Source organism: Flaviaesturariibacter aridisoli (genome assembly GCF_004343705.1).
Lineage (GTDB): Bacteria > Bacteroidota > Bacteroidia > Chitinophagales > Chitinophagaceae > Flavisolibacter > Flavisolibacter aridisoli.
In genome coordinates, this window is record NZ_SKFH01000015.1 from 17746 (window position 1) to 42243 (window position 24498).

The 24498-nt window shown below is 61.0% G+C and carries 14 protein-coding genes; 10 read left to right on the forward strand and 4 right to left on the reverse strand.

Features of this window, described 5'->3' with window-relative positions; translation table 11 throughout:
• Window positions 1-39: 39 nt before the first annotated feature.
• Window positions 40-5463, reverse strand: a complete 5424-nt coding sequence (locus E0486_RS10565; RefSeq protein ID WP_131852143.1) for an alpha-2-macroglobulin family protein — start codon at window positions 5461-5463, stop codon at window positions 40-42.
• A 212-nt stretch (window positions 5464-5675) separates the two neighbouring features.
• On the opposite strand from E0486_RS10565, the gene pbpC reads away from it, so the two are divergent.
• The gene (gene pbpC, locus E0486_RS10570) at window positions 5676-7937 is read left to right on the forward strand and encodes a penicillin-binding protein 1C (RefSeq protein WP_243697420.1); all 2262 of its coding nucleotides are present in this window, start codon (window positions 5676-5678) and stop codon (window positions 7935-7937) included.
• Window positions 7938-8000: 63 nt separating this feature from the next.
• On the opposite strand, the gene E0486_RS10575 is transcribed toward pbpC, so the two are convergent.
• The gene (locus tag E0486_RS10575) at window positions 8001-8717 is read right to left on the reverse strand and encodes a head GIN domain-containing protein (protein WP_131852145.1); all 717 of its coding nucleotides are present in this window, start codon (window positions 8715-8717) and stop codon (window positions 8001-8003) included.
• Between the two features lie 107 nt (window positions 8718-8824).
• Here E0486_RS10575 and guaA point away from each other — a divergent pair, with 107 nt between their 5' ends.
• From guaA to pdeM, 7 genes are all read left to right on the forward strand, one after another.
• Window positions 8825-10357, forward strand: a complete 1533-nt coding sequence (gene guaA, locus E0486_RS10580; RefSeq protein WP_131852146.1) for a glutamine-hydrolyzing GMP synthase — start codon at window positions 8825-8827, stop codon at window positions 10355-10357.
• A gap of 163 nt (window positions 10358-10520) precedes the next feature.
• Window positions 10521-11675, forward strand: coding sequence for an ABC transporter substrate-binding protein (locus E0486_RS10585; protein WP_131852147.1), 1155 nt, complete (start codon window positions 10521-10523; stop codon window positions 11673-11675).
• A 554-nt stretch (window positions 11676-12229) separates the two neighbouring features.
• Window positions 12230-13270 carry a ligase-associated DNA damage response exonuclease gene (locus tag E0486_RS10590; RefSeq protein WP_131852148.1) on the forward strand — a complete coding sequence of 347 codons (1041 nt, stop codon included), beginning with the start codon at window positions 12230-12232 and terminating at the stop codon, window positions 13268-13270.
• Window positions 13212-14921 (forward strand): ATP-dependent DNA ligase, encoded by a 1710-nt coding sequence (locus tag E0486_RS10595; RefSeq protein WP_243697421.1) that lies wholly within the window; start codon window positions 13212-13214, stop codon window positions 14919-14921. Before E0486_RS10590 ends, E0486_RS10595 begins: the two co-directional genes overlap by 59 nt.
• Window positions 14922-15000: 79 nt before the next feature.
• Window positions 15001-16374, forward strand: a complete 1374-nt coding sequence (locus E0486_RS10600; protein ID WP_131852149.1) for a c-type cytochrome — start codon at window positions 15001-15003, stop codon at window positions 16372-16374.
• The gene (locus tag E0486_RS10605) at window positions 16371-18881 is read left to right on the forward strand and encodes a ligase-associated DNA damage response DEXH box helicase (protein ID WP_243697422.1); all 2511 of its coding nucleotides are present in this window, start codon (window positions 16371-16373) and stop codon (window positions 18879-18881) included. The genes E0486_RS10600 and E0486_RS10605 overlap by 4 nt, the downstream gene beginning before the upstream one ends.
• A 34-nt stretch (window positions 18882-18915) precedes the next feature.
• Window positions 18916-19566: a ligase-associated DNA damage response endonuclease PdeM gene (gene pdeM / locus E0486_RS10610; RefSeq protein WP_131852151.1), complete on the forward strand. Its 651-nt coding sequence runs from the start codon at window positions 18916-18918 to the stop codon at window positions 19564-19566.
• 22 nt (window positions 19567-19588) lie between these two features.
• Here pdeM and E0486_RS10615 read toward each other — a convergent pair whose 3' ends face one another.
• Both E0486_RS10615 and E0486_RS10620 read right to left on the reverse strand, forming a co-directional pair.
• Window positions 19589-22093, reverse strand: a complete 2505-nt coding sequence (locus E0486_RS10615; protein WP_131852152.1) for a DUF5916 domain-containing protein — start codon at window positions 22091-22093, stop codon at window positions 19589-19591.
• Between the two features lie 313 nt (window positions 22094-22406).
• Window positions 22407-23156, reverse strand: a complete 750-nt coding sequence (locus tag E0486_RS10620) for an XRE family transcriptional regulator (RefSeq protein ID WP_131852153.1) — start codon at window positions 23154-23156, stop codon at window positions 22407-22409.
• A 260-nt stretch (window positions 23157-23416) separates the two neighbouring features.
• On the opposite strand from E0486_RS10620, the gene surE reads away from it, so the two are divergent.
• Window positions 23417-24205, forward strand: a complete 789-nt coding sequence (gene surE, locus E0486_RS10625; protein ID WP_131852154.1) for a 5'/3'-nucleotidase SurE — start codon at window positions 23417-23419, stop codon at window positions 24203-24205.
• Complete coding sequence (locus E0486_RS10630) at window positions 24177-24491, forward strand: hypothetical protein (protein WP_131852155.1); 315 nt, start codon at window positions 24177-24179, stop codon at window positions 24489-24491. Before surE ends, E0486_RS10630 begins: the two co-directional genes overlap by 29 nt.
• The last annotated feature ends 7 nt before the right edge of the window (window positions 24492-24498 follow it).

Consider the following 24498-nt stretch of genomic DNA (forward strand, 5'->3'; position numbering starts at 1 on the left):
AAAAAAGGGAGGGCCGAAGCCCTCCCGCTAAAATAAAGATTATTGGGGCAGCACCCGTATCCTGCCCGCGCCGTGGTAGGAGTGGATTTCGCCCCGGTAAAGCGCGTCGGCGCTGGCCGGCCCCTGCCGGAACACACCCGGCGACACCGCCCGCACGGCGTAGTAGTAGGTCTGACGGTTACCGGGCAGGTCCACGAAAAAGTGAATGCGGTCGTCGCGCACATCGAGGGCATCGGGCTGGCGTCCATCCCTGATCCAGTCGAGCCCCGGCACTTCGCTGGTGCGCGGGTTCTCGATCTCGAAGCCCGCGGGCAGCAGGTCGGTGAGCACCAGGTTGTCGAGCGTGTTGCTATAAGCCTTTTCCACCGTCAGCGCCACCACCACAAGTTCGTTCTGGCGGAAACTGTTACCGCTGACCGGTTTGCCATAGCGATCGAAGTATTGGCGCCGGATGCGCACATAGCTGTCTTCCTGCACGTAGGCACCGCTGCGGCTGATGCCTTCGGCGACCCAGCTGTAATACAAGCGGCCGTTCCCTCTTGTAACGAGCTCGATCGGCCCTGCGCCGAGCTGCGCGCGGGTGCCCTTCCAGGCGCCATCCGCCACGCGCGCCACCGACCGGCCGCCGACCCGTATTTCTGCGGACACGTCCGACGCGGCGCTGCCGCGGGCCAGCTTTCCCAGCGCCAGGAAAGAGAAGATCCGCTCCTGTGTATTGAGGTAGCGTTGCGTCTTCAGGCGGTCGGCTACGTGGCGCGCCATCTGGCCCACCTGTGCGTTGCCCGGATCGGCTTCCAGCAGTGCGTTCAGCGCCAGCGCCTCGTCGCGTGCCTCGCTGTAAAACGCACCGCCCGTTTGCGGCAGCGATACTTCGCCGCTGAAAGAGCGTGGCAGGAACGCGCCGAAGGAGCGACGGTCGCCGGCAAGGGCATAAGCCGCTGAGAGCAGGTATTTGCCGTCGAGAGCCAGGTAGTCGGGGTTGGCTTTATAGAAGTTCATCGCCGGCACATTGGGCCGCCCGGCAAGCGTGAGCACGTACAGGCTGTAGGGCACCTCTTTGGGCGCAATGCGCCGCGATTGGTTGCGGTTGTAGAAATACGTAATGTAGTTGCGATTCTTCAGCTTCGCCTGGAGGTAGCCCATCATCGACTTCAGCAAACTGTTGTCCACTTCGTAACCAGCCTTTTTCGCTTCCACCAAAAAGTGCGCGGCATACACAGTGGTCCACCAGTCCTCGGAATGTTCGCCGTCCCAAAGCGTTACGGCGCCGTTGTAGAGCTGCCGCATCTTGATCTTGCGGATCGCCTCCAGCACGTTGGCCGCGGCGCCATTGCGCCGGTCGCTGCGGTCGTTCACCAGCGTAGCCAGGTCGCCGTAATACAGCTGCGGGAAGGCCGACGACACCGTTTGCTCCGTACAACCGTAGGGATATTGTACGAGCCAACGCAGCTGGTCGGCCAGCTCCACCACGGGCGAGCGGCTTACCAGCAACTGGAAATTGCTGCTGCCTTGCAGGAAGTCGCCTTCGGGAATATCGATGCGCTGGCGAACGCCGCCGGTCACCGAGCCGGAGCCGCTGCGCTGTTGCAATGTGGACGGCGGCCGCGCGGAGATCTCGATGGCCTCCGTAAACGTTTCACCGAGCGCTTCCACCCGGCTCGTCACCTTGCCTACACCCAGCGAGTTGGCCACCACGCGGAACTGCACGCGCGCCTCACTGTTGGGCGCCAGCGTCACACTTTGGCTGGCGGCGCCGGCCACCTGCAGCGGCCCGCTCACCTGCAGCGACGCCGTACCCGTAGAACTACGGGACGTCGTATTGGTGATCGTGAGCGGCACGTAGGCCGTGTCGCCCGGGCTCAGGAAGCGCGGCAGGGCCGTGCTGAGCACCACCGGGTCGGCAACCTGCATCGTGCCTTCAGCAGAACCGAAGCGGTCGCCGCTGACCGTCAACGCCATCAGCCGCACCTGTCCGCTGAACTGGGGCACATCGAAGGTGAAGTCGGCCCAGCCGCTGCCGTCGGCACGCCGGATGCCGCTCCAGTACGAAAGGATCTTCACCCGTTTGGCGGGCATCGGGTTCACCCGTTTGTTCATATCGTTGCCCCCATCGCCGCCGGTGGAGCTGAGGCGGGCGCGCAGCTCGGGAAAGAGCAACGGGTAGAGGTCGTACCCCTGCACTTCGAGCGCGCGCTTCTGGTAATAATAGCCGTAGGGATCGGGCGTTTTGAAATCGGTGATCTGCAGCACACCGTTGTCCACCGCGGCCAGCGTCACGTAGCTACCGGGCGCGGCTTTTACGCGCACCGTCTGCCTCCGGTTCGAGCGTGAGGTCTTATTGGCTTCAATGCGCACGTCCATATGACGCCCCGGTTCTTCCACCGCCACGCTGCGGAAGCCATGGGCCACGGTAAGCGGGATGTCGCTTACCTCGTGGGGCTTGAACAGCGTCGCCGTGATGTATACGTTGGGTACGTGCGCCGCTTCGAGCTTAAGGTCCATCGAGGCGCTGCGCCGCGTTACGTCGAGGTAGCGGTACGACAGCACGCCGTCCCGCTCCACGGTGACGAGCATACGGCCGCTGAACGGCGCCTTGAACAGCACACGCGCGCTCTGGCCGGTCTTGTACGAATCCTTGTCCAGCTCGATGGTCACCTGGCCTTCGTTGTTCACCTCGAAAGAGCTGTTGTCGCCGCCCCAGGCGCCGTAGCTGTAAAACTTCTTGCTCACGTAAGCGTCCGCGCCGGGACGATACACCCGCAACTCGTAGGAGCCCGGTGTTCGCGGCACAAAGGTGAACACGCCTTTGCCGCGCAGCATCAGCGGTGCGTCGTGCAATATCTTGTCCTGCTCCTGCGATTCGTAGCGGAAGTATTCACCGCTTTTCGTGAGCACGGTTTTGTATTCGTGCTTGATCACCCGCACCTGGGCGCTGGCGGCGACTGCGGCCCCGTCCTGACTAACGGCGGCGAGGTTGAACGTGGCGGGCTGGTTCAGCGTGTAGTAGGAATAACCGTCGTCCTGCAAGCCGAAAAACACGGGCTGCGTAAAGATGTCGGCCACCGCCTTTCGCGCTACGGGGCGGCCCGTTTCGTCGAATACGGTTGCGAAGAAAGAGGCCTGCAGCAGTCCGTGTTCGTTGTACAGGGCCGGGATGGCAAAGCTTTCGGAGGCGTTGCCCGACGCATCGGTGCGTCCTTCCTTCACCTCCTTGTCGTGGATGTTGCCTGCTTCCGACAGGCTGAAATCATATTCGCCGAAACCTTTCGGACGGAAAGTGGCGCCGCGCACCTGCACCTCGAGCTCGTAATTGCGGTTAGCGGCCGGCGGCCCGAAAAAGTTCACCGCATTGATCGCCAGGGCAGCCACCTCGCCGGGACGATAGCCACTCTTATCCAGCTTCGCACTCACCTTGATCCGGTCGGGAACAAACTCCTCCACGTTGAAGGTCTGCGTCGCCAGCAATACGTCGTTGCTGCTGTACAACTCCAGCGTATACGAGCCCGTGATGGCGGAGGTGGGCAGCTCGATAGCGCCTTCAGCCATCCCGCCTTCGTTGAGGCTCTTGAGCCCGCTGCGGAATTCCTTGCCGTTGGGAAAAAGGAACTTGTATTTCAGCGGCAGCTCGCCGGGACTTTTCCAGGCACGGTCGCGCAATAGCATCGCGAAATGAAGGGTTTCACCGGGGCGGTAAATGTCACGTTCGGCCCAGATAAAGGCATCGAGACCGGCTACGCTGAGGCGCTTGCCGCCCACATCGAAGCGCGAAGTGCCCACGCGGGTGCCGCTGAAGGGCAGGTAGTTCATGTCGTCGGCAGTTCGGGCAATGAGCAGCGCCGGCCGGAAGCCGCTGAATTCGCGGCGCGCCAGCTTTAGTTCCAGCACCCCGTCGTTGTTGGTGGTACCGGTGCCAAGGAGCTGGTTGTTGCTGCCGTAGGCGCTGATGGTCACGCCGGCCTGCGGCGTTGCGGTCTTGATCGAGTTGGCAAACACGTACAGGTGATCGCCGCCCTGGCGGGCAATGAGGCCGATGTCGGAGAAGGAAATGAGGCGGCTGTCGCTTTCCCAGTATTCGGAAGAAGACCGTATTTCTACATGGTAGATGCCCCGGAAGTCGGGCAGCCGGTCGCGAAACTGGGCCAGGTTGAGCAAGCGGCCATGGCCCGATTTGGGCAGACTGCGCGTGTCGATCTCCTGGCTGTAGATCACATCGCCCCCCATGGCGCTGGCTTCTTCGTAGCCCTCCTCGCCGCCTTCACTGTCCTCGCGGTAGGAAGCGGTCTGCGCGGATCCGTCCACGTCGGCGCTGCGCGGTGAATAGCCGTTGCGGCGCACCTGCAGGATGTTGTTTTCGTAGATCTTCGAGATCACCAGCTTCACTTTGGGCAGGTTGGTGATGCGTACTTCGATGTTGCCGCTGCCGCGCTTCGACAGGTAGAGGGCCTTGTTGCTTGTAAAGTGAATGTCGGGCTCCAGCGCTCCGAATACCACCTGGTTGTTGCTTTCTTCTTTCAGCACGCCGCCGATGCGTCCGCGCAGGCCACGGGCAACCACCAGCGAATAGCTGTTCTCGGGCGTGAACTGCTCGCTGCGGAGGGCGATGCCGTAATCGGTGTATTCAGCGGTATAGCGTACGGCCGGCTCGAAGCGGATGAGCGAGGTGAGGGCCTGTGGCTGCAGCTGCTGGCTTGTGTAGATGCGCACCAGTCCTTCGGTGCCGTCGTGCTCGGATTCCACGTTGTTGATGTTAAGCACGTAGGGCGAAGGGATCGTGAGCTGCGCCTTCATCGGCTCGGGCGAGGCGCTGCGCCCCCCTTCGGGCAGCAGTCCGCCATCGATCTGCAGGTTGGCTTCGTAGTCGCGGTCCTCGCTTTTAAAACCGGTAAGGCGCAGCAGCATCGTCGAAGAAGAGGAAGCGGTGACGAGCTCCCAGGGCGCGTCTTTGCCGTCCACCTGCAGCTTCAGCTTTTCGCGCAGTTCGGACGCTTTTACGGGGTAGTTGAAATCGAGCGCTACCTGCGGCAGGGCGCTGCTGCCATTGCCCTCAGGGAGCACCCAGGTCACCTGGGCGTCGTTAAGTTGAAGGAGCGGGGTGTGGAAACGGAGGGCGTCGCCGTTCTGCACATCGTTGAAGCGGCTCCAGCGCAGCACTTCATTGGTAACGCGGGCGCGGTAGTCGGTTGCTGGGGCCAGGTTGCCTTCGGGCGAGAAGATCAGGCGGTCGGGCGCTTCCCAGCGAAAGCGGCCGCGGATGGCAGGTTCGAAGCGCACGTATTCGGTAGAATCCCAGGTGTTGAGCAGCGAATCGGCCACAAGCGCCTTGCTGAACTGGAAGACCAGGTTGCCCTGCCGCGGCACCTCGCCTTCGGCGGTCGTGCGGGTCAATTGAACGGAATTTCGTTTACAGGCAGTAAACAGGAGGGCCGCCCCGAGCAGGAGCGACAATAAAATGCGGTTACGCATAAAGGAGGCGTTGATTTGAGTTGGGTTGGAGCGAAGAAAGGAGATTTGTTAAATTGACGGCGGCCGTGCAGATTGTGCGGCGGAAACCGGAATTTAGGTGCAGCTAAAGAAACGCTACGGAGGATGACTCGATGAGTCCATATAAACGATTACTCCCGAAAATTACAGTACAAAGAACAAGGGCCCTTGTTAAAAGATTACTAATTGTAACGGTGCACGGGCTTGCCTTCTTCCTGCTGCTGAACTGGTTGTTCCCGCTGCCCGACAACATCGACTATACCACGGTGATCACCGACCGGAAGGGGGAGCTGCTGCACGCCTACCTCACCCGCGACCAGAAGTGGCGGATGAAGACCGAACTCAGTGAAATCTCGCCGCTGCTGCGCCGCACCATCGTGGCGAAGGAAGACCAGTATTTCTACGGGCACCCGGGCATCAACCCGCTGGCCGTGCTGCGCGCCGCCTGTAACAATTTGGCGCGGGGCCATCGCACATCGGGCGCGTCCACCATCACCATGCAGGTAGCCCGCGCGCTGGAACGCCGCCCGCGCACGTTGGGCAGTAAGTTCGTTGAGAGCTTCCGCGCCCTGCAGCTAGAATGGAAATACAGCAAGGACGAGATCCTGCAGCTATACCTCAACGTAGTGCCCTACGGCGGCAACATCGAAGGCGTGAAGGCCGCGTCGCTGCTGTATTTCAACAAGGCGCCCGACCACCTCTCGCTCGCCGAGATCACGGCCCTGTCGATCATTCCCAACCGGCCCTCGTCGCTGGTGATGGGGCGCCACAACGACGCCATCGTGCGGTCGCGCAACGAATGGCTGCACCGCTTCGCCGACCAAAAGATTTTCAGCAACCGCGAGATCGAAGACGCGCTGGCCGAGCCGCTGACCGCCCGCCGGGGTACGCTGCCGCAGGCCGCACCGCAGTTTTCCTGGAAGCTGAAAAGCGGCGCGGCCGCCACTACGGTGCAGAGCACGCTGCAACCCAACACGCAATCGAAAGTAGAAAAGCTCACGGCCGACTATATCCGGAGCCTGCGCCTGCAGAACATCCGCAATGCCGCCGTGATCGTGGTGGACAACCAGACCCGCCAGGTGCTGGCTTACGTGGGCTCGGCCGACTTCGGCGATACGAGCGACGCGGGCCAGGTAAACGGCGCCGCGGCGATCCGCCAGCCGGGCAGCACGTTGAAGCCGCTCCTCTACGGGCTATGCTTCGACGAAGGCCTGCTGACGCCCAAAACGGTGCTCACCGACGTGCCGGTCAACTACGGCGGTTACCGCCCTGAGAACTACGATCAGCAATTCAACGGTTATGTAACCGTCACCTATTCGCTCGAAAATTCGCTCAACATACCTGCCGTAAAAAGCCTCAACCGGCTCGGCACCGAAACGATGATCGCCAAGCTCACCGACGCCGGCTTCCGGCAGGTAGCCAAAGACCGGCAAAAGCTCGGCCTGTCGCTCATCCTCGGCGGCTGCGGCGCCACGCTGGAAGAACTCACCGGCCTCTTCTGCGCCTTTGCCAACGAAGGGGTATACAGGCCGCTGCGCTACCGGCTGACCGACAGCGCCGGGAACAGCACGCGCCTGCTGTCGCCGGAAGCGACCTACCTCGTCACCGATATCCTGTCGCAGGTTGCGCGCCCCGACTTTCCGCTCAGCTGGAGCGCTACGGAATACCTGCCGAAGGTGGCCTGGAAAACGGGCACTTCCTATGGCCGGCGTGATGCCTGGAGCATCGGCTATAACAAGCGCTTTACCATCGGCGTATGGGTCGGGAATTTTTCCGGGCAGGGCGTACCGGGGCTCAGCGGCGCCAACACGGCCACGCCGCTGCTGTTCCGCATTTTCAATACCATTGACTACAACAACGACGGCGCCTGGTTCGCGCCCCCCAAAGGCCTGGAACAGCGGCTGGTATGCAGCGAGAGCGGGCTGCCACCCGGCCCGTTTTGCAGCAACCTGGTGCTGGACGAATTTCTGCCCCTCGTCAGCGGCACCAGCACCTGTACGCACCTGCAGGAAGTAAAGGTGTCGCCGGATGCATCGATGTCTTATTGCGTTGCCTGCGCCCCGGCCACCGGGTACATCCGGAAGCAGTACCGCGCCGTGCCCCCCGAGATGCAGGATTTTTACGCCGCGCGCAACCAGCCCTACGCGCGGATTCCACCACACAACCCCGCCTGCGAAAAGCTGGGCGGCGGCGATGGACCGGCGATCACCTCGCCGGTGAACGGAACCGAATATTTCCTGGAAAAAGGAGATCCCGAGCCGCTGCAACTGACGGCGCGTGCGGCCAACGATGTCAGCCGCTTGTATTGGTACCTCAACGACCGTTTTTATAAAAGCGCGGCGCCCGGCGAAAAGCTGTTCTTCCTGCCCGAAAGCGACGGGCCGTTGAAGATCACCTGCACCGACGACAAAGGCCGCGTCCGAACGATCCGCATTGAGGTGAAGACGGCGTTCTGAGGGGTTTAAAGTTTGGCGTTGGCGATTAGGTGGATGCTGTCCATGCAGCGACGGGGAAACGGCTTACTGCACTTTTCGCACGCTCCCGGAGCCGTGTACTTCCTGGTGCACGACCGCCGCGGTGCCTTTGTAAGCGACGTCGCCGGAACCCGACACTTCCACTTCGAGTTTCTTGCTGGCAAATACTTCAGCGTCGCCGGAGCCCGATACTTCCACGCGGGTTTCTTCCGAGAGCAGGCCGAAAGCTTTGATGGTGCCGCTGCCGTGGGTTTCGGAACGGAAGACGCGCGTAGTTCCGCTGAGCAACACGGTACCGCTGCCGGTTACTTCCACCTCCATCTGGGGCACGTCTACATCAAGGCGGGCATTGCCGCTACCGGTGACGCGCAGCTGCATTTTATCGCCACTCAGCTTGCCGGCGCCGGCCACGTTGCCGCTGCCGGTCACTTCCACCTCGCGGAAGCTGGCCGCGCTGACGAACACCTTCAACCCCGCGTGCTCGCGGAGGTTGACACCGCTGCGCGTGCGGATATGCAGGGTGTTGCCGTCCACTTCGGTCTCTACGTACTCCTGCAGGTTTTCGTCGGTTTCCACCCGCACGCCGGGCGCGGCTGCCTGGGCAAGCTCAACGTCCACGGAGCCGGTGATCTCCACGCGGTCGAAAGACCCGACGGAGCGGCTCTGGGTGCTGCGCACACCATTGCCGTTGACGCTGCGGATGCCCATGAGCTGGCAGGCGCTGAAAAGAAGCAGGAAGAGCAAGCCGGAGAAAAGGCGCATAGAAAAGGTTTTGGTATATGATGCGCGGCGCAGGCCGCGGGTTACGGTTCGCACCGAAAATTAAGGATTTTACCCGCTTTTCCGTCATTGCGTACCTTCGCCTTGCCATGACCGAAAAGATCCTGATCCTCGACTTCGGCTCTCAATACACGCAACTGATTGCCCGCGCTGTCCGCGAAGCCAACGTTTACTGCGAAATCATTCCTTTCAACAAACCGGTGCCCGTCGATCCCTCTATCAAAGGCGTCATCCTGTCGGGCTCGCCGTTCTCGGTAAACGACAGCAACGCCCCCCACGTAGAGGTGGCCACGCTGGTAGCGAATACACCCGTGCTGGGCGTATGCTACGGTGCGCAGCTGACCGCGAAAGTCTACGGCGGGCGCGTGGAGCGCAGCAACAAGCGCGAATACGGCCGCGCCTACCTGCACCTCGAGGCCGACGACCCACTGCTGGCGGGACTGACGCCTTTGTCGCAGGTGTGGATGAGCCACGGGGATTCGATCCTCCAACTGCCCGACGGCTTCACCGTGCTGGCCACTACGGATTCTATCCCGGTGGCCGCCTTCAAAGCCCAGAAAGCAGCGCACCCGCTCTACGGCCTGCAGTTTCACCCGGAGGTATACCATTCCATCGAAGGCAAAAAGATCCTGAAGAACTTCCTCGTAGAGATCTGCGGTTGCCAGCAGGACTGGACGCCCGCGCACTTCGTGACCGACACCGTGGCGGAGCTGAAGCGGACCATCGGCGACCGGCAGGTGGTCATGGCCCTCAGCGGCGGCGTTGACTCCACGGTGGCGGCCACGCTCATCCACCGCGCCATCGGCAAGAACCTGCACGGCATCTTCGTAGACAACGGCGTGCTGCGCCAGGACGAGTTTCAGCAGGTGCTCGATACGTACAACGCCATCGGCCTCAACGTTACCGGCATCGACGCGCGGCAGCGTTTTTACGACGCCCTTGCCGGCAAAAGCGACCCCGAGCAAAAGCGCAAGGCGATCGGCGCGCTGTTCATCGATATATTCCAGGAAGAAGCGACGCGCATCGAAAATGTGTCGATGCTGGGCCAGGGCACCATCTACCCCGACGTGATTGAAAGCGTGTCGGTACACGGCCCCTCGGTGACCATCAAGAGCCACCACAACGTGGGCGGGCTGCCCGAGAAAATGCACCTGGCGCTCGTGGAGCCGCTGCGCTACCTGTTCAAGGACGAAGTGCGGCGCGTGGGCCGCGAACTCGGCATTCCCGAGGACCTGCTGAGCCGCCACCCGTTCCCCGGGCCGGGTCTCGCCATCCGCATCCTGGGCGAGATCACCGAAGAAAAAGTGAAACTGCTCCAGGCCGCCGACGCCATCTATGTAAAAGCGCTGAAAGACCACAACCTGTACGCAACGGTGTGGCAGGCCGGCGCCATCTTATTGCCGGTGAAAAGCGTGGGCGTGATGGGCGATGAACGCACCTACGAGTTTACGGTGGCCCTCCGCGCCGTGACCTCCGTGGATGGCATGACCGCCGACTGGGCGCACCTGCCGTACGATTTTCTTGCCTACGTTTCGAACGAGATCATCAACTCCGTGCGGGGCATCAACCGTGTGGTGTACGACATCAGCTCGAAGCCGCCGGCAACGATCGAATGGGAGTAGGCTTCGGCTGCACTCAGCCTGACAGAGCGGCTATTGTCACCCTGAGCATCGCCGAAGGGAGTTTGGCGTAATACTTGCACTTGCGCGCGCACCTGCGAAGAGCAAGCCTTACTAACAGACCAATCGACTAATTGACCAATAGCCACCTTCAAGAAAGCATCTTATGAAACGAATCCCTATCCTGTTTTTTACACTCCTTTGCAGCCTCTCGCTTTTCGCGCAGAAGCGGCACAAGATCGCGCTGGTAACGCCGCTGTACCTCGACTCGGCCTTCGATGCGTCGAACAACTATCGTTTCAACACCAGCTTTCCGAAATACCTGAACCCGGGCCTGGAGTTTTACCTCGGCGCGCAGGCCGCGCTCGACTCGCTGAACAAAGCCGGCGCACCGCTGGACGTATATGTGGTAGACAGCCGCTCGAAGCACGGGCTCGCCCAGGAGCTGAAGGCGCCCGAGCTGCGCGACGCCGAGCTGTTCATCGGCAGTACCAACGCCACCGAAACGCGCCTCCTGGCCGAGGAAGCCCTGCGCCGCAAGGTGCCCTTTATATCGACCACCCTGCCCAACGACGCCGGCGTGAGCGACAATCCCTATTACGTGGTGCTCAACTCCACGCTCCGGAGCCATTGCGAAGCCTTGTATAAATACTACCAGCGCACGGCGCCCAACGAGCGGATCCTCCTGTTCACACGCCCCGGCACGCAGGAGACCCAGGTGAAAGAATATTTTGCAGACATTGCCAAGACGGCAACGGGCACGCCGCTCCGGATCGTAGTGGAAGACCTCGGCGCCGAGTTCAACGACGAACGCGTGCTGTCGGCCCTCGACAGCACGAAGCGCAACATTTGCATCACCGGCTCGCTCGACGAGGAGTTTGCCTCCGAGCTCGCCGCCGGCCTGGGCAGCGCCGGCAAGGAGTACCGCATCCAGCTGGCGGGCATGCCCACCTGGGAGGGGTTCAACCTGCGCCAAACCGAATTCCGCGGCCTCGACATCCTGTACACGACTCCCTTTTACTATGCCCGGGCAACGCCCCTCCAGGCGGCGGTGGGCAAAAGCTTTACGGCGAAACAAAACGGCCGCCCCACCGACCTCTACTTCCGCGGCTACGAAACGACGCTGCGCTTCGCCCTCCTGCTGCTCGACACCCGCGGCGATGCCGCCTCCAACCTGTCGCGCAAGGGCAACAACGTATTTACCCAGTTCGACGTACAGCCCGTCTTCCTCAACCACAAGGAGCCGACCCTCGACTATTTCGAGAACAAGCACCTCTACCTCGTGAAGGTGACGAACGGGACGAGAAGCGTGCTGCCGTAGGCAGCCCATCCCCACACAGACCCATCCTCCCGGCCTCCTTCCTGAAGGGAAGGGGAGCCGACCCATCCCCTAACCCCTTCCCGAAGGGAAGGGGGACACATTTCCCTGCAAAAACCATTTGCAAAGTGTCCAGGGCACGCGGCCTTTGCTTCGCGGCCTTGACAAAATCGGCAGGTGCCTTCCGCAAGCAGTTTATGCCGTTGACAAAATCGGCAGGGGCACCAATCCACTCCGCGATGCCACGTGCAAAATCGGCAGTGCCAACCCGCGGCGGATCTATGCCACTTGCAAAATCGGAAATGGCATCAATCCCTTCCCGGATGCCCTTGACAAAATCGGCAGTGGCCTGAAGTAGCCGCGGATGGCCCCTGACAAAATCGTAAATGGCATAGATCCTTTCCGGAACCCCGGTGACAAAATTGGCAGCGCAGGCTGCGTTCCCCGCTCCCCTGGAGCGGGGTGCGGTCTACTCCCCCTTCCCTTCAGGAAGGGGCCGGGGGATGGGCTTGAGCCGATGGCACAGTTCTTTCTGCCGGTTCGGGTAACGATTCCCTATGCCCCTGATCGAATTTTCCGATAAAGGCCTGTATTGCCGGGCCGGCGGGTTTTACATCGATCCCTGGAAACCGGTGGACCGCGCGCTCATTACCCATGCGCACAGCGACCACGCGCGCTGGGGCAGCAAGTATTACCTCGCCCAGCACGACTCCATTCCCATCATGCAGGTCCGCCTCGGGCCCAACCACTACCAGGGTACCGCCTATGGCGAGACAACCTACATCAATGGCGTCCGCGTGTCTTTTCATCCCGCCGGACATATCATCGGCTCCGCGCAGATCCGCGTGGAGTACGAGGGCGAGATCTGGGTCGTGAGCGGCGACTATAAGCTGGAGAACGACGGCATCAGCGGCGCCTTCGAGCCCGTGCGCTGTCACCACTTCGTGACCGAGTCCACCTTCGGGCTGCCCATCTACAAGTGGAAGCCGCAGGCCGAGATTTACGCGGGGATGCAGGACTGGATCCGCAAGAACCAGGCGATCGGCAAATCGTCCATCTTCATCGCCTACAGCCTCGGCAAGGCCCAGCGCCTGCTGCAGCCCCTCAGCGAAGTGAGCGAACGCATCCTGGTGCACGGCGCCGTGTACAACATGCACATGGCCCTTGTGAATGCCGGGCACAAGCTGCCGCCGGTGGAGCGCGTCACGCCCGACACACCGAAAGAACACCTCAAAGGCGCCGTGGTCATTGCGCCTTCGAGCGCCGAGGGAACAAGCTGGGTCCGGCGCTTCAGTCCCCATGGCGTGGGCATCTGCAGCGGCTGGATGATGGTGCGCGGCAACACGCGCCGCAAGAACGCCGACGCCGGCTTCGCCCTCAGCGATCACGCCGACTGGAGCGGGCTGCTCGAAGCCTGCAAAGCCACCGGCGCGGAATGCGTGTACGTAACCCACGGCTTCCAGGCCGCCTTCAGCCGCTACCTTACCGAGCAGGGCATCCAGGCCCGCGAGGTGATCACCGAATACGGTAACGACGAAGATGCCGGCCCCACTCCTTCCGAAGAAGAACAATCCCTGCTATCACCCGATGCCGAATAAATCAAAACCAGGAAGCCCGCTGCCCGTTGCCGGCGAAGGCCCGGAAGGCTTCCGCGCCTTTTCGGAGCTCGTGCTCCGCATCGGCAGCAGCACCAAGACGACCGAGAAGCTCGACGCGCTCGTACAGTATTTCTACAGTGCGGACGACAAAGACAAGGTGTGGATGATCGCCATCTTCAGCGGCCGCCGGCCGAAGCGGGTGGTAAACAGCACGCAGCTGGCCACTTGGGCCGTGGAGCTGGGCGACCTGCCCTTCTGGCTCTTCGAAGAGTCGTACCACACCGTGGGCGACCTGGCCGAGACCATCGCCCTCCTGCTCCCGGAAAGAAACGCGCTGCCCGCACATCCCGAGCCGCTGCACTATTACATCGAGCAACTGAAAGCGTTGGAAAAGCAAAGCGAGGAAGCCCGCAAGTTCTTTATCCTGGAAACCTGGCAGGGACTGGGCTTCGCCGAACGCTTCGTGTTCAACAAGTTGATCACGGGCGGCTTCCGCATCGGCGTGTCGCAAAAGCTGATGGTCAACGCGCTGGCCAAAACGGTGCAGGCGGAACCCTCCGTTATCGCACACCGCATCTCCGGCAATTGGGACCCATCCACGATTGCGTTCAGCGAGCTGCTCAGCGCCGAAGCGCAGGCCAACGACCAGTCGAAGCCCTACCCGTTCTACCTTGCGTATGCCATCGAAGAACCAGAGCTCGAAAAACTCGGTGACCCTTCGGGCTGGCAGGCCGAATGGAAGTGGGATGGCATCCGCGGCCAGCTCATCAAACGCAACAACGAGCTCTTCGTATGGAGCCGCGGCGAAGAGCTGATGACGGAAAAATTTCCCGAATATGCCCAACTCCTCGAGCGCCTGCCCGACGGGGTCGTGCTCGACGGCGAGATCATCCCGAGCAAGGACGGAATGCCGCTCCCCTTTGCCCTGCTGCAAACCCGCATCGGCCGCAAGAACGTTACGAAGAAGCAACTGCAGGAAGCGCCCATCGCGTTCTTTGCTTACGACCTGCTGGAATACGAAGGAGAAGACTGGCGCACGCGCCCGCTTTCCGAGCGACGGGCCCAACTGGAGGCCATCATCCGGTCGGCGCAACACCCGATTCTCCTGCTGTCGGAGGCCGTGCCGTTTCACAGCTGGACCGAGCTGGCCGAGCTGCGCAAGGGCTCGCGCGACAGGGGCGCGGAGGGCTTTATGCTCAAGCGCCTGTCGTCCACCTACCAGGTGGGCCGCAAGCGCGGCGACTGGTGGAAGTGGAAGATCGACCCGCTCACCATCGATGCGGTGATGATCTACGCCCAGAAGGGCGCCGGCCGCCGCAGCAACCTCTACACCGACTACACCTTTGCCGTGCGCGACGGGGAAAAGCTCATCCCCTTTACCAAGGCCTATTCGGGGCTTACCGACAAGGAATTCGCCCAGGTGGACGCGTTTGTCAAACGGAATTCGATCGAGAAATTCGGCCCCGTGCGTACCGTCAAGCCCGAACTGGTGTTCGAGATCGCCTTCGAAGGCATCGCCGCCTCTAACCGCCACAAGTCGGGCGTAGCGCTGCGCTTTCCCCGGATCAGCCGCTGGCGCCACGATAAAAAGCCCGACGAGATCAATACCCTTGACGAATTGAAGCAACTCCTCGAACTTTACGGTAAATAAAAATAGCTCCTTGGGCACGTCATTGCGAGCGAAGCGAAGCAATCTGTTACACGTCCCCTCTGCTTACATTCACCGGCTCATGAAAAAAACCCTCATTCTCCTCACCTGCCTCGCCCTGATGGCCTTCGGCTACTACGGGCTCAACGACGGTCCCGTGCAGATCCCGCCCAGTAAGCAGCGCGGCGGCGGCGACCCGAAGAAAGGCTTCCAATACCTCGTGTACGGCGACTATGTACGCAGCGGGCTTCCCATCAATGTGTTCCGGATGGGATTCACGCGCTTCGATTCGTCGCTGCTCCCGCGCACCGGCATCAATTCAAATATCCCGTACGATTTCAACGCGCTGCGGCAGAAGAACGGCCAGGTGATCGTGGCGCCCAACTGCCTGCAATGCCACGCGATGCCCTTCGAAGGGAAGCTCGTGATGGGCCTTGGCAATGCGGGTGTCGACTTTACCAAAAGCCGCGGCATCAATGCCGGTAGCGTGTCGATGATCGAGCGGATCCTGAAGCTCAACTCCCCGGAAGACTATGAAGCGGCCAGGACCTTCCTGACCGTCACCAAGACGATCGCCCCCGACCTCGTGGCCGACGTGCGCGGCGTGAACCTGGCCGACCACCTCGCGGCCCTGCTGGTGGCCCACCGCGACCCGGTGACCTTCCGCTGGAGCGATACGGCGCTGATGGAAAAGAACCACGCCGTGATTCCTACCGACACGCCGCCCTGGTGGCTGCTCAAGAAGAAGAACGCCATGTTTTACAACGGCTTCGGCCGGGGCGACTTCGGGCGCTTCCTGATGGCCTCCAACCTGCTCACCACCGGCGACACCGCCGAGTCGCGCGTTGTTGACGAACAAATGCCCGACCTGCTGGCCTATATCTATTCCCTGAAGGCGCCCGCCTACCCGAAAGCGATCGACCGGCCGCTGGCCGCGAAGGGGAAGCCGCTGTTCGAAGCCCGCTGCGCTTCCTGCCACGGCACCTATGGCCCTAAAGGCAGCTATCCCAACCTGCTCATTCCCGGCTCGATCATCCAGACCGACTCGCTGCTGTACGCCAGCAATTATTCCACCCCGCAGTTCGTGGCCTGGTTCAACCGCAGCTGGTTCCGCAGCGGTGATCATCCCGCTGAGCTGGCGCCTTCCAACGGGTACGTGGCGCCACCCCTCGACGGCATCTGGATCAGCGCGCCGTACCTGCACAACGGGTCGGTGCCCACGCTGGAAGCGTTGCTGAACAGCCGCCTCCGCCCGCGCTACTGGTCGCGCGACTTCAAGCGGCCCCAGTATAACTACGGGAACCCGGGCTGGGTGTATAAAGAAGAAAGCGCCGGTGGCAAACCGGATATTTACAATACCGACCTTACCGGGTACAGCAACCGCGGCCACTATTTCGGCGATGCGCTCACCGATGCGGAGCGGAAAGCGGTCATCGAATACCTAAAAACATTGTGAGCAAGAACCTGAAGCAAACACCGGGCTATAAGATCGTGGCCGAATGGCTCGCCGCCAAAGACTTCCGCCCCTTCGCCTACCAGGAAGAAGCCTGGGGACATATCCTGCAGGGCCGCAGCGGGCTCGTGAACGCTCCTACCGGCACCGGCAAGACCTATTCGGTGTTCCTCGGCGCTGTCATCCGCTTTATCAACGAACACCCTACTGACTTCCGCAGCCGTGGGGGCAACGGGCTTCAATTGCTCTGGATCACGCCGCTGCGTGCGCTGGCGAAGGACATCGGGCGGGCGATGGAAGAAGTATTTACCGAGCTCGGCCTGCCCTGGAAAGTGGGTATCCGCAATGGCGACACCTCGCTGAGCGACCGGCAGAAACAAAAGCGCCACATGCCCGAGGTGCTGCTCATCACGCCCGAAAGCCTGCACCTGCTGCTGGCGCAAAAGAATTACCCCGACGTGTTCAAGCACCTGCGCCTGCTGGCCGTCGACGAATGGCACGAGCTGATCGGCTCCAAGCGCGGCGTGCAGGTGGAGCTGGCTATCAGCCGCATCGTGGGCCTGCGGCAGGTTCCGCCCGGCAAGGCCGGCAAGAACGATCCAACAGGGCTTTCCGTCTGGGGGATTTCGGCAACGATCGGCAACCTCGACCAGGCGATGGACGTACTGCTGGCGCCCGTGGTGGAGCGGTACGGAACCAAGGCGGTGATCGTACGGACGAACCTGCGCAAACAGATCGAGATCGATTCGATCCTGCCCGACGAGATTGAGAAATATCCCTGGGCGGGCCACCTCGGGTTACGGCTCGCCGAAAAGGTGCTGCCCATCCTCGAGCAAAGCCGCACGACCCTCATCTTCATCAACACCCGCGGCATGAGCGAGCAGTGGTATCACCGCCTCCTCGCCATCGCTCCCGAATTGGCGGGCGCCATCGCCCTGCACCACGGCTCCATCGACATGGAGCTGCGCACCTGGGTGGAGGAAGCCCTCCACGAAGGCAAGCTGAAGGCCGTTGTGTGTACCGCTTCGCTCGACCTCGGGGTAGACTTCCGTCCCGTGGAAACGGTGATCCAGGTGGGCTCGCCGAAAGGCGTCGCGCGCTTCCTGCAGCGCGCCGGGCGCAGCGGCCACCAGCCCGATGCGGTGAGCAAGATCTATTTCCTGCCCACGCATTCGCTGGAACTGATGGAAGCCGCCGCACTGAAGGAAGCCGTCGGGCGTCAGCAGATCGAAAGCCGCGAGCCCTACCTCCTTTGCTACGACGTGCTCACCCAATACCTGTGCACCCTGGCGGTTTCCGACGGCTTCGTGCCCGCGCAGGTGCTGCCCGAGATCCGCAGCACGCATTGCTTCCGCGACCTCAGCGACGAAGACTTCGATGCCGTGCTCCACTTCATCACTTCGGGCGGCGAGGCGCTGGGGCAATACGACGAATACAAGAAAGTGGAAGTGATCGACGGCGTTTACAAGATCACGGGACGACGCATCGCGATGCGCCACCGGATGCACATCGGCACCATCGTGAGCGATGCGATGCTGAAAGTAAAATTCATGGGCGGCGGCTATATCGGTATGATCGAAGAGTATTTCATCTCGCGCCTCGAGCCCGGCGATGCCTTTACCCTCGCAGGCCGGCAACTGGAGCTGGTGATGATCAAGGACATGACCGTGCTGGTGCGCAAGTCGAACGTAAAGAAAGCCGTGGTGCCCAGTTGGAACGGCGGGCGCCTGCCGCTGTCGGCAAGCCTCGGAGCCGTGCTGCGGGAGCAATTCGGAACGGCAGCCGGGAGTCGCCAACCGGAGGTGAAAGCGCTGAAGCCGCTCCTGCGTTTGCAACAGGAACTCTCCCACATCCCCTCCGCGTCCGAGGTGCTCATCGAACAGATCGAAACCGAAGACGGCTACCACCTGTTCGTATATCCTTTCGAAGGACGCCTGGTGCACGAAGCCGCCGCCGCGCTGCTGGCCTACCGCATCAGCAAGCTGTTGCCCATCACGTTTTCCATCGCGATGAACGACTACGGCTTCGAGCTGCTGAGCGACCAGCCCATACCCGTGGATGACAGCAATGTGTACGCCCTCTTTTCTCCCGACAACCTGCTGGCGGATATCCAGCACAGCGTGAACGCCACGGAAATGGCGCGCCGGAAGTTCCGCGATGTTGCCGTGATCGGCGGCCTCATTTTCCAGGGTTTTCCGGGCGAGCACAAAAAGGCGCGGCACCTGCAGTCTTCAGCGGGTCTCCTGTTCAACGTATTTAACGAATACGAGCCCAACAACGTGCTCGTGCGGCAGGCTTACCAGGAAGTGTTCGACCAGCAAATGGAAGAGCGCCGCCTCCGCGCCATGCTCGACCGCATCCAGCGCTCGCGCATCGTGCTCACCTTTCCGCAACGACTGACGCCGCTCTGCTTTCCCATTAAGGTAGACAGCATGCGCGAGAACCTCACCTCTGAAAAACTCGAAGACCGGATCAAGAAAATGCAGCAACAGCTCGAAGGCAACCGCTGATGGCAGACGCCCTCCCTTCCTACCTTTGCGGCAGATGCAGGCACCGGTATTGTTTGAGTTCCGACAGCAGCGCCTCTGGCTTTCCGGCCAGCGCTGCCTTTTTTGGGAAGACGAAGGATTGTTGCTCCTATCCGACCTGCACCTCGGCAAGAGCGGCCACTTCCGCAAGGAAGGCATCGCCGTACCGGGCGCCGTCATGAAGGAAGACATGCAGCGGCTGATGACGCTCATCCAGCATTTCCGTCCCCGCCAGCTGGTGGTCGTAGGCGACTTCTTTCACAGCCGCGCCAACGTGGAACTGGAGCTCTTTCGCCGCTGGCGTGCCGATATCGAAGAGCAGCGTATCGTATTAATACGGGGCAACCACGACATTCTACCCGACGACTGGTACCGGGACAACGGCATCGACGTAGTGGAAGGCTCCCTTTCCGTCGGCGACTTTTGCCTCGCGCACGATCCGGCCGATGCGATCCCCGGCCGTTATACGTTCTGCGGACACGTCCACCCCGGCGTGGTGCTCAACGGCCTGGCCCGCCAGTCGCTGCGCCTGCCCTGCTTCTACTTCGCCAAAGACCATTGCATCCTCCCGGCCTTCGGGCGGTTTACCGGCCTGGCCACGGTGCGCCCCCGCACCGACGAAACGGTGTTTGTCATCGCCGAGGAAAAGGTCATGAAAATCGTATAAGCGGAAAGAGGAAACCGGAACTTTACTTCCGCCGCAGCTGGTTGTAATCCAGGAAATAGATCACCCGGAGTGAGAACTCGTTGCTGTGCGCGAGGTCGAAGGTGCGGGTGAGGTTGCGCTTGTAGTTGCCGTAGGCGTTGCCGTTGATGCCATAGGTTTCGGGAACGGCATTTTTCCACCCGAGAATGATCCGGCTGCCCGGACGAAAATCCCAGGTATAAAAAGCATCCAGGTTGAACACGTTGTAGTTCAGGTCCTGCCCGGGAATGTAGGCAACCGGCATCGGCTCTCCCTTGTCATCCACGCGGTGAAAGCTCAGGTAGCGCACCTGGTTCCAGTAGTGGCGGGCGCGCAGCGTAAGGTTCATCCGCGGCGTGAAGCTGTAGGAGCCGGACAGCACGGAGCTCATGTCGATCGTATTGCGGTAGCCGATGATGGCCGGGTCGGACTGGTAGGCGGTGCCGATCTGCAGGGCGTCTTCGCTGCGCTCGAGGTCGATCTCGAGCAAGAAGCGGTTGGAAAAGCGGTAGCGCGTGCCGAGGTATAATTCGTAATACGGGCTGTGTGCCAGCTGGCTGTGCTCGTAGCCCGCACGAACCGCCACGTAGAGCTTCTTACGGCTGTCGCTGCTGCCTGAGAGCGTGGAGTAATAAAAAGCGGGGCGCTTCAGCTCGTAGGCCAGGTTGCGCAACTCGAAGAAATCGTGCTGCGCCTGCGGCACCGCACCGAGGGTGAGCGACAGGTCCCAGAAGTTACGGAAGATCGCGAAGAAGTTGGCCGTGTACTCGGTCAGCCCGTATTTATACGGGCGAAACAGGTTGCTCTGGTAAGCCGACAGTGAGTAGCTGTAGTTAATAAAGTTTTTTGTCGGCTCGTACACATTGTACGAAACCGAACCCGAGTACGTCACTTCGTTGGGCGATTGCAGGTAGCCCAGGTCGTTGGGATCGTACTTGTCGGACTCTACGTTGACCGCCGCAGAATAGCGCCAGCGGCCGCTCACCTTGGCATAGCGCCCCCGGGTAGCGAAGCCGCTATAGGGCTTGAGGTAGCGCCGCCCATCGCGGGTGACCGTGTCGGTATAGTAAAAATAGGAGGCGCTGTAAGGCGTGTAGCCGAAGATATTACTGCTGCGTACCGAGCCGCTGAACAGGTGTGTGTTGCTTTTATCATACAACGCCCAGTCGAATGCCGTGGTGTTGGCATCGCGGTGCTCCCCGTTGCGGATGACGTTGGCGCTCGTAAGCGTGAGCGAGGAGCGGCCGCGGAGCGCCTGGTCGAGCACGAGCAGGTTGTAGTTGGCCATCGGCTCGGTTTCGATAAGGCTGTCCTGCTTCGTATCGATGCGGCGCAACTTGGCGTACATCGGCGCCGTGAGCGCGTTGAAAACGCCGATGCCGAGCTTATGCCCGGTGCGGCCCGACAGCTTGATGGCGTTGTACAATTGCGTCACCGAAGGGTTACTAATGATCTCGTAATCGGGGTGGTTGCCGTATGCGGCTTCCACGGCATTGTAGCCGTAGGGTGTGGCGCCGATGCGGCGGGAGTAGAAGATCCCCGATTTGTTGAACAGCTCAGTGCCTTCGGTAAAGAAAGGCCTGTTTTCCTGGAAGCGCTGCTCGTAGGGCGTGAGGTTGTTCACCACATTGTCGGAAACCACCTGCCCGAAGTTGGGGATCAGCGTGGCGTCGAGGGTGAAGCTTTTGCTCAGCCCCCATTTTACGTCCATGCCGCCGCTGCGCAAAAACTCGGTGCGCTTGCGGCTGCCTTCGGGGTTGAGGCGCACGCCGCCCAGCAGGTAGGGCGACAGGCTCAGGCGCAGCGGGGGACGGATATCCTGCAGCCCCTCCAGGCGCCCAAACTGGTTGACAAAGCCGTTGACGTTGGGATTGAGCGTGTTCCAATAGGAGATCTCGTTGTCGCGCCGCGACTGCCGCAGCAGCTGAAGGCCCCAGGTTTGCACCTCTTTTTTGGTAAAGCGCAGCGAGATGTAGGGAATCCGCATTTCTACAACCCATCCATCCGCTTTCAGCGAGGTGGCGCTTTGCCACACGGCGTCCCAGCTTTTGTCGCCGAAGTCGCCGAAGCCGCTGTTACCGCCCGCGCTGAGGCGCGCGTCGGTCTGCACATTAGCGGAGGTGACCAGGAACTGAAAACCGTTTTGCTGGTCGTTGTACGTATCGAGAAAAATGGAGAAATAATCCACGTCCTGGCGGCTTTCGCCGTCGCGGGCGGTCAGCTGCCGCCGCACGAGGGCGGGGTTGTCGTATAGGTAGGCCGCGACGTAGAGCGCTGCATCGTCGTACAGGAGGCGCACCTGGCTGCGGTACCGCGAAGGTTTGCCGAAGTTGGGATAATTCTGAACGAAGCCGGTAGCGGTGTCGGCCGCTTGCCAGGCCGCTTCATCGAGGTTGCCGTCGATCTTCGGAGCGACTGTAGTGCGCACGGCCGATAGGGACCGCTTTTGGGCGGAAGCGGCAAGCAGCAGCAGGGTCGGTATCAGCAAAAAGAAGAGGCGCCTCAACATTCGGTTAGCTCGGAGTTAAGGTATAAATATAGCAAGCCCGGCCGAAAAGGCCGGGCTTTTCACCCCTCTTTTGTGGTTTTTACGTTGCCGGGATGGGGTTTTTACGAACCCGCCCGGCGCATCCCCTGCCTTCCCAAAGCGAAGGGCGCCTATCCGGTCAATTCTTCCTACCCGCAGCTGCTTTTAGCTGGAAAGCCTCAGTAAACCAAACCCCGACGCCTTTGGCATCGGGGTTTGGTTAGCAGTACAGATCCCCTTGTCTTCGGAGACATCCGGGCGATGCAAAGGATGCGTGCGCAGCGCCGGGGTGGGGTCAGTTCATTTTCTTCTTCAGCACACTTACCTGCTGCTGCAGGTTGGTAACCAGGGAGGCGATCTGGTTCACGTCCCAGCGCTGCTGCTGGTTGGCGCGCGAGATGATCATCTGGGCCTGCCACACTTCAACAATATCTTCGGCCGCCAGCGTATAGGGCTGGTAGGCGGGGTTGTCGGAGATCATGGTGTACTTGTTCTTGGAGCGGTTGTTCTTCGACATCCGCTTGTACACGATACCTTCCGTCTTGGACACCACGATATAGGTACCGTTCGTTTTGATGTCGTCGAGGCTTTCGATCTTCTCCCCCACGATGACCGAGCCGCTGGGGGTCGGCATCATCGAGTCGCCGACGATCTCGAAGGCGCGGTAGTCGCCGCCGGCGAGCATGGGGAGGGTAAAGGTGTTGAGCTCGTCGATGAATTCGGGATCGGAGTAGCCGGCGAGGTAACCCGCGGCGGCCTTTACCGGGACAAAGGCGATGTCCGCACGGCCGGCGGCCAGCTTCTGGGCGCGGCGCCGCGACAGGTAGTTGCCTTTGCTTTCGCTGAGGTCCTTGCGCAGCAGGTCGTCGAGCGAGAGCTTGAACAGGTCGGCCACCACTTCCAGCACATCGATGCGCGGATCGGCGCGTTCCTCTTCGTAGGCGCCGAGCAGGGAGCGCTTGATGGAAAGTTTGTTGGCAAATTCTTCCTGTGTCCAACCGCGCAGCTTGCGCAGGTACTTGAGGTTTTTGTTGGAGACGCCCATGCGACTAAGTTATTTAGCCGCAAAATACTAATTTATTTAGAAGAACAAACTTTTTGACGCCGCGCACCGGTTAAAAAAAGTGCCTGTACGGAACCGGCCCGCTGCTCGGAATTACCCGGTGGTCACGATCATCGGCAGGCGCTTCTTCGCGCCTGCACCGATTCCGGCACGAGCGCCTACCCGCTGGCCAGGCACCTGGGAAACTTCCATTGGCCCGGCCAAATTATTGCAGCAAATTTGCGCGAAGCAACAACTGAAGCATGGCAGAAGAGAAAAAGCAACCCGTCATCCTTATCACCAACGACGACGGCGTGACGGCACCCGGCATACAGAACCTCGTGGAAGCAGTGAAAGACCTCGGCCGGGTGGTCGTGGTGGCCCCCGACAAGCCCCAGAGCGGCATGGGTCACGCCATCACCATCGGTCTCCCGCTCCGCCTGCACCGTGTACACTACTTCGGCGACATCGAAGCCTACCAGTGCACCGGCACCCCGGTGGATTGCGTAAAGCTGGCCGTGGACAAAGTGCTGCACCATTCGAAACCCGACATCTGCCTCAGCGGCATCAACCACGGCGCCAACCACAGTATCAACGTGATCTACTCCGGCACCATGTCGGCAGCTGTGGAAGCCGCCATCGAAAGCATTCCCTCGGCCGGCTTTTCGCTGCTCGATTACAGCCTCGAGGCCGACTTTACCGCGGCGCGCCAATACATCCGACAGATCGTGGAGCAGATGCTGGCCCATCCCCTCGACAAGCACACGGTGCTCAATGTCAACTTTCCCATCGCCACACCCGACGAGATCAAAGGAGTGAAGCTTTGCCGGCAGGCCTATGCGAAATACGAGGAGGATTTTCTCGAGCGCACCGACCCGCACGGCCGCAAATACTATTGGCTTACAGGTGAGTTCATTAACTTCGACGAAGGAACCGATACCGACGTGTGGGCGCTGGCCAACAACTACGTCAGCGTGGTGCCCGTGCAGTTCGACCTCACTCATTACCGTCAAAAAGAACAACTTGAAAGCAGCTGGAACATTTTTTCTTAAACGCGACAACCTGAAACTCGGTCTTGGCATCGGCATCCTCGCGCCGGTGCTGGTACTGCTGCTGATCTACGCCTTCCGGTTCCGCGCCTACGGCTTCAGCGATTTCCTCGGCCTTTTTGCCCGCGAGCGCAGCCTCCTCACCTTCTTTGGCGCCTGGTGCCTCGTAGGCAACATCGCGCTGTTTACCTATTATACCAACACGCGTCGCCACGCCACGGCCCGCGGCATCTTTATCATCACGCTGCTTTACGGCATTGGTGTGTTACTTGCTAAGGCCATCATGTAAGTAATCA